At 73.6% G+C, this 11,310-nt stretch carries 10 protein-coding genes; 8 read left to right on the top strand and 2 right to left on the bottom strand.

All coding sequences use genetic code 11. From position 1 onward, the window contains the following. Positions 1-127: 127 nt before the first annotated feature. The 4 genes from hmgA (at position 128) to ACY0MR_RS28515 (ending at position 5,072) form a co-directional block, all read left to right on the top strand. Complete coding sequence (gene hmgA / locus ACY0MR_RS28530) at positions 128-1,459, top strand: homogentisate 1,2-dioxygenase (protein ID WP_473556126.1); 1,332 nt, start codon at positions 128-130, stop codon at positions 1,457-1,459. A gap of 40 nt (positions 1,460-1,499) precedes the next feature. Beyond that, complete coding sequence (locus tag ACY0MR_RS28525) at positions 1,500-2,249, top strand: GntR family transcriptional regulator (protein ID WP_473556124.1); 750 nt, start codon at positions 1,500-1,502, stop codon at positions 2,247-2,249. Between the two features lie 267 nt (positions 2,250-2,516). Further along, positions 2,517-3,776: a type ISP restriction/modification enzyme gene (locus ACY0MR_RS28520; protein WP_473556122.1), complete on the top strand. Its 1,260-nt coding sequence runs from the start codon at positions 2,517-2,519 to the stop codon at positions 3,774-3,776. A 99-nt stretch (positions 3,777-3,875) separates the two neighbouring features. Continuing rightward, entirely contained in the window at positions 3,876-5,072 is a 1,197-nt protein-coding gene (locus ACY0MR_RS28515; RefSeq protein WP_361862811.1) for a CaiB/BaiF CoA transferase family protein, read from the top strand. Positions 5,073-5,252: 180 nt separating this feature from the next. On the opposite strand, the gene ACY0MR_RS28510 is transcribed toward ACY0MR_RS28515, so the two are convergent. Further along, positions 5,253-5,525 carry a hypothetical protein gene (locus ACY0MR_RS28510; protein WP_361862808.1) on the bottom strand — a complete coding sequence of 91 codons (273 nt, stop codon included), beginning with the start codon at positions 5,523-5,525 and terminating at the stop codon, positions 5,253-5,255. A gap of 334 nt (positions 5,526-5,859) precedes the next feature. On the opposite strand from ACY0MR_RS28510, the gene ACY0MR_RS28505 reads away from it, so the two are divergent. Then, positions 5,860-6,912: a protein kinase domain-containing protein gene (locus ACY0MR_RS28505; RefSeq protein ID WP_473556119.1), complete on the top strand. Its 1,053-nt coding sequence runs from the start codon at positions 5,860-5,862 to the stop codon at positions 6,910-6,912. Between the two features lie 9 nt (positions 6,913-6,921). On the opposite strand, the gene ACY0MR_RS28500 is transcribed toward ACY0MR_RS28505, so the two are convergent. After that, the gene (locus ACY0MR_RS28500) at positions 6,922-7,728 is read right to left on the bottom strand and encodes an SGNH/GDSL hydrolase family protein (protein WP_361855772.1); all 807 of its coding nucleotides are present in this window, start codon (positions 7,726-7,728) and stop codon (positions 6,922-6,924) included. Between the two features lie 683 nt (positions 7,729-8,411). Between ACY0MR_RS28500 and ACY0MR_RS28495 the strand changes: the two genes are divergently transcribed. From ACY0MR_RS28495 to ACY0MR_RS28485, 3 genes are read left to right on the top strand one after another with little or no spacing between them, the layout of a single operon-like run. After that, positions 8,412-9,242, top strand: coding sequence for a glycosyltransferase family 2 protein (locus tag ACY0MR_RS28495; protein WP_388804354.1), 831 nt, complete (start codon positions 8,412-8,414; stop codon positions 9,240-9,242). Next, positions 9,239-10,411, top strand: coding sequence for a glycosyltransferase family 2 protein (locus ACY0MR_RS28490; protein ID WP_473556115.1), 1,173 nt, complete (start codon positions 9,239-9,241; stop codon positions 10,409-10,411). The genes ACY0MR_RS28495 and ACY0MR_RS28490 overlap by 4 nt, the downstream gene beginning before the upstream one ends. A gap of 47 nt (positions 10,412-10,458) precedes the next feature. Beyond that, entirely contained in the window at positions 10,459-11,223 is a 765-nt protein-coding gene (locus ACY0MR_RS28485; protein WP_473561906.1) for a polysaccharide deacetylase family protein, read from the top strand. Positions 11,224-11,310: the final 87 nt, after the last annotated feature.

The raw sequence follows: 11,310 nt of genomic DNA, 5'->3' as shown, positions 1-11,310 counted from the left end.
GCCGCCGGCGCGCCCGGACGGGAGCCCTTTCCCGCCACCCGCCGACCGGCACCCCGTTGACGTGGGACGCGCGGAATCCTACGGTCATGCATAGGATTCCCTTGTGGGCTCAGGACAGGAGCGGGCGATGACCACGGAGCAGGCCGAGAGGCGCGAGCGGGCCAGGAAGACGGCCGAGGCGCTGGGCTACAGCACCGGTTTCGGCAACGAGCACAGCTCGGAGGCGATCCCCGGCGCACTGCCGCACGGCCGCAACTCGCCGCAGCGGGCACCCCTCGGCCTCTACGCCGAGCAGCTCAGCGGCAGTGCCTTCACCGAGCCGCGGGCGCACAACCGCCGCTCGTGGCTCTACCGGATCCGTCCCTCGGCGGCGCACCCGCCGTTCACCCGGATCGACAACGGCGCCGTCCGCTCGGCGCCCTTCGACGAGACCGTGCCCGACCCCAACCGGCTCCGCTGGAACCCGCTGCCCGACCCCGCCCCCGGCACCGACTGGCTGGCCGGCCTGTGGACCCTCGGCGGCAACGGCGACGCGACGCAGCGGGCCGGCATGGCCGTGCACCTGTACCACGCGAACGCCTCGATGGACCGGGTCTTCGGCAACGCGGACGGCGAGCTGCTGATCGTGCCGGAGCGCGGCGGCCTCCTCCTCCGCACCGAACTCGGCCTGCTCGCCGTCCACCCCGGCGAGGTGGCGCTGATCCCGCGCGGGGTGCGCTTCCGGGTGGACGTCCTGGAGGAGAGCGCCCGCGGCTACGTCTGCGAGAACTACGGAACCCCGTTCCAGCTCCCGGACCTGGGCCCGATCGGCGCCAACGGCCTGGCCAACGCCCGCGACTTCCGGGCCCCGGTCGCCGCGTACGAGGACGTCGAGGGTCCGGTCGAGGTCGTCAACAAGTACTGCGGCAACCTCTGGTCGGCGACGTACGGCCACTCGCCGCTCGACGTCGTCGCCTGGCACGGCAACCACACCCCGTACGTGTACGACCTGCACCGCTTCAACGTCGTCGGGACGATCTCGTACGACCACCCGGACCCGTCGATCTTCACGGTGCTCACCTCGCCCTCCGACACCCCGGGGCTCGCGAGCGTGGACTTCGTGGTCTTCGCCCCGCGCTGGCTGGTCGGCGAGGACACCTTCCGGCCGCCGTACTTCCACCGCAACGTGATGAGCGAGTACATGGGCCTCATCGAGGGCGCGTACGACGCGAAGGCGGAGGGCTTCGTGCCCGGCGGCGGTTCGCTGCACAACATGATGTCCGCGCACGGCCCCGACCGGGAGACCTTCGACCGGGCGAGCGCCGCCGAGCTCAAGCCGCAGAAGATCGACGACGGCCTGGCCTTCATGTTCGAGACCCGCTGGCCGGTGACCGCGACCCCGCAGGCCGCGGAGGCCGACCACCTGCAGAACGGCTACGACGACGTATGGCAGGGTCTGGAGCGCCACTTCCGGCCGTAGTGTCTCGGCCGTAAGCCCGTAGCCTTCGTACGGAGAACCCGTGACCGCCTTCGCTCCCGACTCGCTGGTCCTGAACCGCAAGCTGCCGCTCTGGTACCAGGTCTCGCAGTCGCTGCGCGCCTCGATACTGGGGCGCACGCCCGACGCCTCGCTGCGACTGCCCACCGAGGAGCAGCTCGCGGCGCACTACGGCGTCAGCGTGCTCACGATGCGCCAGGCCCTCAAGGAACTGGAGGAGGAGGGCCTGATCAGCCGGCACCGGCGGCGCGGGACCTTCATCGAGCCGGGCGCGCGGCGGTCCACCCCGCGCCGGCTGCTCGGCTCGATCGACGCGATCGTGGCCCAGCAGTCCGGCGAGCGGACGACGGTCCTCGGACACGGCACCGCGTCGGTGCCGGGCGAGCTCGCCGAGCACTTCCCGGACCTGGCGGAGATCGTGGCGTACCGGCGGCTGCGCCGCGACGGCGAGAGCGGCGAGCCGACCAACTGGGCGGAGAACGCGGTGCGTCCCGAGCTGGCCGCCGCGGTCGATCCGGCCGACCTGGAGCGCTGGCCGATGACGAAGGTGCTGCGGGACGTCGTGGGGGTGCGGATCAGCCGCATCACGGACACGGTCGAGGCCCGGCTCGCCGACCCGGAGACGGCGTCGCTCCTGGAGATCCCGCTCCTGTCGCCGATCCTCCACTACACCGGCGTGACGTACGACGAGGAGGGGCGGGTCGTCGACGTGGCCCGCATCCGCTACCGCGGGGACCGCTTCTCCTTCACGGTCACGGTCGAAGCCCAGTAGAACCGTCGAGCCGTCGCCCCGCCGAGCCGACGGCCTCCCACCCCCCACCACCCGACCCGCACCGCCGCACGGCCCGCACCCCCGGCGAACCGCATCGCCGCACCGCCTCACCCGGCGGCACCCCGCCGAACCGCCTCACCGTCGCACCCCGCCGCACCCCCCGCACCGCACACCCCCGCACCCCTCACTCCCGCACTCCCGCACTCCCGCACTCCGCACCGGCGGGATCCCGCCGACGGTGGAGTCCCGCGGCCGGTCGTCGTTAGCATGCGGGGCGTGACGGAAGCCCCCGGAGCGAACGACGCCGATCCGCCCCGCCCCGTCGGCGCGCCGCCGGTCGACGACCTGCCCCTCCTCGACGACCTCATGCCGTGGTCCGTCGCGCCGCTGCGCTTCGGCCGCTCGTGGATCGTGGCGCCGGACGCGCGGACGCTGCGGTCCCGCTGGGACCGCCTGGTCGCCGCCGAAGGGGCCGAGCGCGAGGCCCTGTTCCGCCCCAGCCGGGCGCGCACCCCGGCGAGCGCGGTCGCCGCGCTGCCCGGCCAGCGGACCGGGACCGTGCGCTGGGCCCGCGAGTCGGGGCCGTGCCCGGAGCCCGTGCGGGTCGCGCGCGGACCCTTCGACGAGCAGCTGCTGCTGCCCGACCACCGGCTGATCGACACCGCGCGCCCGGAGCTGTGGCGGGTCGCCGGGGAGCCGCAGCTCTTCGCGGTCGAGCAGGGGTACGTGCCGGGGGCGGCCGGGCCCGCGGTCCTGGTGACGTCCGCGCTGCCCGAGGGCCGCTCCCCCGCCGGCCGTCCGGGCCGTATCCGCCCGCTGTTCCGGCGTCCCGGCGGGGTGGAGCCCAATCTCGCTCCGGGCCTCCTGGCCTTCCTCGGCGAGCGGTACGGGCGCCGGGTCGACGCCCTGGAGTGGCTCGCGTGGACGGTGGCGGCGGCCCGGCCCTCACCGGCCGGCTGCCGGGTGCCGCTCCCCGCGGACCCCGAGGTCTGGACGGCGGGCGTGGCCCTGGGCCGGGACCTCGTCGACGTCCAGGCGCGGGGCGCGCTCAGCGGGACGAAGCCGCGACTGCCGGGCGGGCGCCGCCCGTACGTGCGGGCGGCCGTGCCGCCCCGCCCGCGGACGGTGACGTACGAGGCGGGCGACGAGGCCCTGTGCCTCGACGCGGGCCGCGTCTCCCCCGTGCCCGCGGAGGCCTGGGAGTACAGCGTCGGCGGGACGCGGGTCCTGGAGCAGTGGTTCGCGCACCGGACCGCACCGGTGGAGCCCGGGTCGCTCGACGCGATCGGTCCGGCGGCCTGGCCGCAGGAGTGGACCTCGGAGCTGCTCGACCTGGTCACGGTGCTGGCGCTGCTCGGCGCGCGGGAGGCGGAGCGTGCCGCTCTCGCCCGGGAGGCGGCGGCCTCCGCGGACCGCGAGGAGCTGCGGGCCGCGGGCGTGCTGCCCCCGCCGGCCGGGTCCCGGCGGCCCGCCTCCGTGCTTGACCACCAGGAGGAGGGACCGGAGGGCCAGTTCATGCTGCTGTGACGGGCGCCCCTCCGGAGGTGCCGGCAGCCCGGACGGGGTCCCGCGGGTGACATGTCCCCTGGTGACAAGGACCGGCCCCGCAGGGTAGGCAGGGTTCTCATGAGCACTCAGCCACTCCCCCTCGACGGCATCACGGTCGTCGCCGTCGAGCAGGCCGTCGCCGCCCCCTTCGCCACGCGGCAGCTCGCCGACCTCGGCGCGCGCGTCATCAAGGTCGAGCGCCCCGACGGCGGGGACTTCGCCCGGGGGTACGACACGGCGGCGCGCGGACTCGCCTCCCACTTCGTGTGGTGCAACCGGGGCAAGGAGTCCGTGGCGGTCGACCTCAAGGACCCGCGCGGTCTGGCCCTCGTCCGCCGGCTGGTGGCGGGCGCGGACGTCTTCGTGCAGAACCTCGCCCAGGGCGCGGCCGCCCGGCTCGGCCTGGACGCCGCAGCCCTGTGCGCGGCCCACCCGCGGCTGATCGCGGTGGACGTCTCCGGGTACGGGGCGACGGGACCGTACGCGCACCGGCGGGCGTACGACATGCTCGTCCAGTGCGAGGCGGGCCTGGTCTCGGTGACGGGGACGCCGGAGCAGCCGGTCAAGTCGGGGATCCCCGCGGCCGACATCGCCGCCGGGATGTACGCCTTCTCCGGTGTCCTCGCCGCGCTCGTGCGGCGCGGCACCACCGGCCGGGGCGGTCCGGTGGAGGTGTCCCTGCTGGACTCGCTCGCGGAGTGGATGGGGCACCCGTTGCATCACGGCATGCACGGGGGCACGCCCCCGGCGCGAACGGGGCTCGCGCACGCGGTGATCGCGCCGTACGACGCCTACCCGACCGCGGACGGGGGCCTGGTGCTGCTCTCCGTGCAGAACGACCGGGAGTGGCGGCGGCTCGCGGGACAGGTGATCGGCCGGCCCGAGCTGGCGGAGGACCCGGACTTCGCGACGAACACGGCCCGGGTGGCCGGGCGGGCGGCCACGGACGCGGTGGTCGCCGCGGCGCTGGCCCCGCTGACGGCGGCCGAGGCGCTGGCCGGGCTCGACGCGGCGGGGATCGCCTGCGCCCGGCTCAACTCGGTCGCGGAGCTCGCCGACCATCCCCAGCTGACCGGCCGGGACCGCTGGCGGGAGGTGGAGTCGCAGGTGGGGCCGCTGCGTTCGCTGCTGCCGCCCCTCGTGTTCCCGGACGGTCCCGAGCCGCGCATGGGCCGGATCCCGGCCCTCGGGCAGGACACGGACGGGATCCTCGGGGAGATCGGGGTGCCGGAGGCCGAGGTGAGGGAGCTGAGGGGGGCGGGGGTGGTCGCCTGAGGACCGCGGGCCGCCCGGCCCCCGCGCGGGGAGGGATCGGGCCCGTGGCCGGACACGACGGATCGCCGGACGGGCGGGGACACGTCCGGCGATCTCGTGGTCGTGCGGTCGGAGTCGTACGGGCGACCGGGCGGGAGCGGGCGGGAACCTCGGGGTCGCTCGACCCGGCGCACCCGGCGGCTAGTGGCGCGTTCCGAAGAGGGAGCGGCGCAGGCGGCGGAGCGGGGCGAAGAGCGAGACCCGCGCGCTGCGGCTGCGGTGACCGTGCACCGGGACCTCGGGCGCACGCGAGGTGAGCTCGCGCATCAGCAGGGTCGCCTCGGCCACCTCCCGCTGAGGTATGGCGGGACCGCCGAGCACCGCGAGGTGGCGGTCGAGGCGCGAACTCGTCGCGCTGCTCCCGCAGGTGATGGCAGGCACTCGCGGCCTGCTGCGCATTGCTATCTGTTCCATGTCACTCCCCACCCGTACAAGGGCACCCGACCCAGGGCAGGTTAACCCTATCGCCCCGCGGTGACACCCGTGTATCCCGGCGACGGGATTCACGGCACTCGTACGGGGGTTGACGGTCACCGTGCGAATCCATCTGATTCCAGGGCGAGTTGGACAGGACTCGAACACCTGCCGAACCGTCACGAACCATCCTGCCCTCCTGACCCTCCCCACCGCCTACCCGGATCCGTGTGATCTCCACCACCAAGATCGCCACCGCGTCACCGCACGCGGCCGGCCGGGACACCGGCGCAGGACCGGGGACGGGAGGACCCCCCTCGGCTACCGTGGATCCATGACGGTGATCGCGGGTCGTTACCGGCTGCTGGACGTCCTCGCCGAGGGGGTGACGGGCACCGTCTGGCGCGCCCTGGACGAGACGGACCGCCGCGAGGTGGCCCTCAAGGAACTCCGGGCCCCGGACGGCCTCCCGGCGGACGAGGCGCTCCTCCTCTTCGCGCGGCGCGAGCGCGAGGCCCGGGCCGCCGCCCGGATCTCCCACCCCGCCGTCGTGCGGGTCCTCGGCGTCGCCACGGAGGACGGACGGCCGTGGGCCGCCATGGAGCTCGTACGGGGCCTCACCCTCGCCGAGACGCTGGAGGCCGACGGGCCGCTGCCGGCGCGGGAGGCCGCGCGGATGGGGGCCGAGGTGCTGGCCGGGCTGCGGGCGGAGCGGGAGGCGGGCGTCCCGCACCGGGAGGTGGACCCCGAGCACGTCCTCCTCGCCAACGACGGACGGATCGTCGTCACCGGCTTCGGCACCGCCCCGGGGGACGATCCGGGGCCGGCGGCCGAGCGGCGCGCCCTCGGACGGCTCCTCACGGCGGCACTGCCGCCGCCGTCGGCCGCGGAGGACGAGGGGGTCCGGGAGCTGCGCGCCCTCGCCGAGGAGTCGGCGGGCGAGGACCGGGACGTCCCCGCGGACCCGGATCGGGTCGAGCGGGAGCTGCGGCGGCTGGCGGCGGGCGGGGCGCGGCTCGCGCCGACCGGCTCGGCCGGAACCGCCGGACCCCCCGGAGCCCCGGCCGGCACGTCCGCAGGTCCCGCCGGAGCGGGGCGGGGCCGACGGGGCGAGGGCGACGGCGAGGGCCGCGGCGAGAACGCCTCCGCGGCGGGCGGCGGAGCGGCGCCGGACCCGGCCGGTCCGCCCGTCCGGGCGCGATCGCCCCGGCGCTCCCATGTCGTGCTCGCGGGAGTGGTCGGCGCGCTGCTCATCGCGGGGGCGCTGGCGTACCACCTGGTCCGCGACGACGAGAGCGGCACCGGGCCCGGGCCGGGCGGTGTCACGAGCACCGCTCCGGCCGACCCCGGCGCCGCGGACGGCGGTTCCGCCCCACCGCGTTCCTGAGGGGTTCCGCTACACCGCGTTCCTGAAGGTGGGCAGGTAGCCGCCGGACTGGCCCGAGGCCGTCGGGTGGTAGGACTCCCCGATGTTCAACCAGTTGACGCTGTGCAGCCAGGCGGAGCCGGAGCAGATCTCGTGTCCGGTGAAGGCCGGGACGACGCTGGCGAAGCTGTAGCCGTGGTCGGCCGCACGCTTGGCGACGGCCGCGTTGAGGTAGTCGGAGGCTCCGTTGATGGCGCGGCGTTCGTTCTCGCTCAGCCCCGCGATGCAGCTGCCGCTCAGCTGGTAGAAGCGCGGGTAGCCGAGGACGACGACGTGGGCGGCGGGGGCCTTGTTCCTGATCGCCGTGTAGACGGAGTCGAGCTTGCCGGGGAGCGTCGTGTCGACGTAGCTCTTGGCCTGATTCACACGGCTGATGCAGGTGGCTTCGGACTGCAGCACACAGGTGGTCATGACATCGGCGAAACCGGCGTCATTTCCCCCGATCGTGACGGAGACCAGGTCGGTGGCGGAGGAGAGGGGGCCGAGCTGATTGGCGGTCACATCACCCGTTCGGGCGCCGGAGCAGGCGGTGAACGCGAACGAGGAGGGGGCGTTCGCGTTCTTCCACAGCACCGGGTACGCCTTCGTGGAGCGCTTGCAGTCGCCGCTGGCGCTGTCGTAGCTCCCGGCGCCGACGCCGGAGGAGTACGAGTCTCCGAGGGCCACGTAGTCGAGCGCGGCGGTCTCGGCGGCCTGGGCGGCGCCCGCCCCGGTGAGGGCGAGGACGGCACCGAGGAGGAGCGAGGACGAAACGGCGGCAAAACGGGACAGTCTCATGGAACCTCCCTTTAGCAGGATCTCTGCGCTACCAGGTAGTAGCATCGGATCCGCCGCGCCGGAAGTGTTCATGTCAAAAGTGGGGGTGAACATCATCCGACCCTCCGTCATGGACCGTCGGTTTTCGGCCAGGGGCGGGTGGCGTCACCGGACGACAGGGAGCGGTCGGATTGAGTCAGGAAGCGGAAGCTCCGGTCCCGCGTAACGATCACATGTGAACGCGACACATTCGCACAACAAAGCACAGGAGACTGACTTCACCTCAGTGTTCTCTGCATGCAAACGGATTGACCGAATCCGATCGGGATGGTTGCACATCTGACCGTCGAAGCTTCGCCAAACTACGGAAAAGCGGGCCACAGATCAGGGACTTGCCATACAGTCCCATTCATCAATACCGTCGTACATCTCACCCGCACCGATCCATCACGCAAGCGGCTCAGGGGAGGGCTCTCGCGTCGCCGATGGCCTCGGTGCGGGGCGCGGTAGGGGGGTGCCGTGCTCGGTGTTCGAATGTGCGCCGGGTCGCGGGTACCGCGCGGCCAGACATGCCAACTCGCCGATTCCGCAAGGAGATCGTGCATCCGCGCGGGCGTGGCGAGAACCCCCCTTTCGAACCGGACACACCATCGGACCGCCCAAGGGGTGGGCGGCCCCACCGGACGAGAGGGAAGACCAGACCTATGAGCTCGTTCCTGCGCCCATCCGTCTCGGGCGAAGAAATAACCGAGCCGAGTCGAATAGCCGCCCAGTACCGGGCCATCACCTCTCATCTGGCGATCACTCCGCCGGTGAGTGTCGTCATTCCCGCGATGAACGAAGCCGAAAATCTTCCGTACGTCTTCAAGACGCTGCCGGAATGGATTCACGAAGTCGTCCTCGTCGACGGAAATTCCACGGACAACACGGTGGACGTCGCCCGTGAGCTCCGGCCCGACGTCAAGGTGGTCAAGCAGGTCGGCAAGGGCAAGGGCGACGCGCTGATCAGCGGTTTCGCGGCCTGCACCGGCGACATCATCGTGATGGTCGACGCGGACGGTTCGGCGGACGGCCAGGAGATCGTCTCGTACGTCTCCGCACTCGTCGGCGGCGCCGATTTCGCCAAGGGCTCCCGCTTCGCCAACGGCGGCGGCACGGACGACATGACGACGATCCGCAGACTGGGCAACTGGGCCCTCTGCACCCTCGTCAACCGCAAGTTCGGCGCCCGGTACACCGATCTCTGCTACGGCTACAACGCCTTCTGGCGGCACTGCCTCGACAAGATCACCCTCGACTGCACCGGATTCGAGATCGAGACCCTCATCAACATCCGCGTCGTCACCGCCGGCCTCAAGGTGCAGGAGGTGCCGAGCCACGAATACAACCGCATCCACGGCGTCAGCAACCTCAACGCCGTACGCGACGGAATCCGGGTCCTGAAGGTCATCCTCAAGGAGAAGGCCGTCAGCAAGGCCGCCCGCCGCCGGCCCGCCCCGTTCTCGGTCAGCGTCCCCCGGGGAGAGGCGTCTTGAACGACCGCACGTCCCCGCACGGCTTCTCGGTGGTGATCTGCGTCTACACGGAGGACCGGTGGGAGGACATCCTCGCCGCCGTCGACTCCGTCCGGAACCAGTCCCTGCCCGCCCTGGAGACCCTGCTCGTGGTCGACCACAACGAGCGGCTCCTGTCCCGGCTGACCGAGGAGTACGCGGAACCGCGGCCCACCGTGGAGGTGCGGGTGCTCGCCAACGCGGGCCCCCGCGGCCTCTCCGCCGGCCGCAACACCGGAATCGCCGCCGCCCGCGGCGAGTTCGTGGCCTTCCTCGACGACGACGCCGTCGCCGAGCGGGACTGGCTCCACCACTTCTCCGCGGCCTACGACGACCCGCGCGTCATGGCCGTCGGCGGCCGGACCGTGCCCTCCTGGGCCTCCGGCCGCAGGCCGGCCTGGTTCCCCGAGGAGTTCGACTGGGTCGTCGGCTGCACGTACCTGGGCCTGCCCCCCGGCCGCGTCCCGGTGCGCAACGTGCTCGGCGGCAACGCCTCCTTCCGCCGCACCGCCTTCGACGCGGCCGGCGGGTTCGCCACCGGAATCGGACGCGACGGCGACCGGCGGCCGCTGGGCGGCGAGGAGACCGAGCTGTGCATCCGGCTCGCCAAGGCCGTGCCCGAGGCGGTGCTCCTCATCGACGACCGGGCCGTCATCCACCACAAGGTGCCCGCCGTCCGGGAACGCTTCGCCTACTTCCGCACCCGGGTCTACGCCGAGGGCCTCTCGAAGGCGCTCGTCGCCCGCAGCGTCGGCGCGCAGAAGGGCCTGGAGTCCGAACGGCGCTACACCACAAGGGTGTTGCCCGCCGGTGTCCTGCGCGGGATGCGCGACGCGCTGCGCGGCCGCTCCGGCGGCGCGGGCCGGGCCGGGGCGATCGTCACCGGCGTGACGGTCGCCGCCGGCGGCTACGCCCTGGGCACGCTGCGGGCCCGGCGGCACGGCACGACCTTCTCCTGGGGGCCGATCGAACGGACCGGGGACACGGCGGAGGGGACCGCGCCGACCAGGGCGCTGACCGCGTCCGCGCTGACCGGCCTCGCGGGCGCGGAGGCCGCCACGAGCGCGCCCGCGTCCGGCGAGGAACCGGCCACCGCGGGCACGGAGGCACGGCCGGCGGAGGCCGTGGGCTCCGAAGGAGGGGCACGGTGACCGGCACCGGCCCGGCCGAGGGCTCCACCACCCCCGTCCCCATCCTCATGTACCACGCGGTCGCCCCCGACCCCGCGCCCGCGACCCTGGGGCTCTCCGTGACCCCCGAGGCCTTCGCGGCGCAGATGGACGTGGTCGCCGAGCGGGGGTTCACCCCGCTGACCACCGCCGCGCTCGCCGCGGCCTGGCGCACCGGCGGCGAGCTGCCGGCGCGGCCGCTGCTCGTCACCTTCGACGACGGCTACGAGGGCGTCCACCGGTACGCCCTGCCGGTGCTCGACAAGCACTCCTTCCCCAGCACCGTCTTCGTCTCGACCGGCTGGCTGCGCGGCCGGCACGAGACGGGCGGCGCCCTCGACACCATGCTGGACTGGGCGCAGGTGCGCGAACTCACCGACGCGGGAACGGAGATCGGCGGCCACAGCCACACCCACCCCCAGCTGGACCAGCTCGACGCACGCACGCTCCGGTTCGAGACGCTGCGCTGCCGGGAGATCGTCGGCGAGGAACTCGGAACGGCGCCGGTCTCCTTCGCGTACCCGTACGGCTACTCCAGCCGCCGGGTCCGACGGACCGTCCGGGAGTCCGGCTTCACCCAGGCCCTCGCCGTCGGCAACGCGCTGGCCAGGCGGCGCCAGGGACCGTACGCCCTGGAGCGGGTCACGGTGCGCCGGTCCACCGGCGTCGAGGAGTTCACCCGGCTCGTGGAGGGGCGGTCGATCGCCCGGACGTTCGCCGCGGACCGGGCCCTGACGAAGGGGTACGCGCTCGCGCGGCGCGCCCGGGGCGCGGCGCGGGGTCACTGGATCTGAGCCCCAGGTCCGGCTCGGGGAGGCGGACCTCCGGGGAATCGCCCCGTTCAAAACCCGGTGCACGGCATGCCCGGTTGCCCGATCATG

It is taken from the genome of Streptomyces sp. JN8 (assembly GCF_055808075.1).
The sequence above is the reverse complement of the archived record's forward strand: the minus strand, read 5'-3'. Positions and strand labels throughout refer to the sequence as shown.

Bases quoted from the DNA above. Each gene is read 5' to 3' on its own strand.
- ACY0MR_RS28510 (WP_361862808.1), bottom strand. From the start codon at position 5,525: ATGGAACAGATAGCAATGCGCAGCAGGCCGCGAGTGCCTGCCATCACC.
- ACY0MR_RS28505 (WP_473556119.1), top strand. From the start codon at position 5,860: ATGACGGTGATCGCGGGTCGTTACCGGCTGCTGGACGTCCTCGCCGAG.
- ACY0MR_RS28500 (WP_361855772.1), bottom strand. From the start codon at position 7,728: ATGAGACTGTCCCGTTTTGCCGCCGTTTCGTCCTCGCTCCTCCTCGGT.
- ACY0MR_RS28515 (WP_361862811.1), top strand. From the start codon at position 3,876: ATGAGCACTCAGCCACTCCCCCTCGACGGCATCACGGTCGTCGCCGTC.
- ACY0MR_RS28520 (WP_473556122.1), top strand. From the start codon at position 2,517: ATGCGGGGCGTGACGGAAGCCCCCGGAGCGAACGACGCCGATCCGCCC.
- hmgA (WP_473556126.1), top strand. From the start codon at position 128: ATGACCACGGAGCAGGCCGAGAGGCGCGAGCGGGCCAGGAAGACGGCC.
- ACY0MR_RS28495 (WP_388804354.1), top strand. From the start codon at position 8,412: ATGAGCTCGTTCCTGCGCCCATCCGTCTCGGGCGAAGAAATAACCGAG.
- ACY0MR_RS28485 (WP_473561906.1), top strand. From the start codon at position 10,459: ATGTACCACGCGGTCGCCCCCGACCCCGCGCCCGCGACCCTGGGGCTC.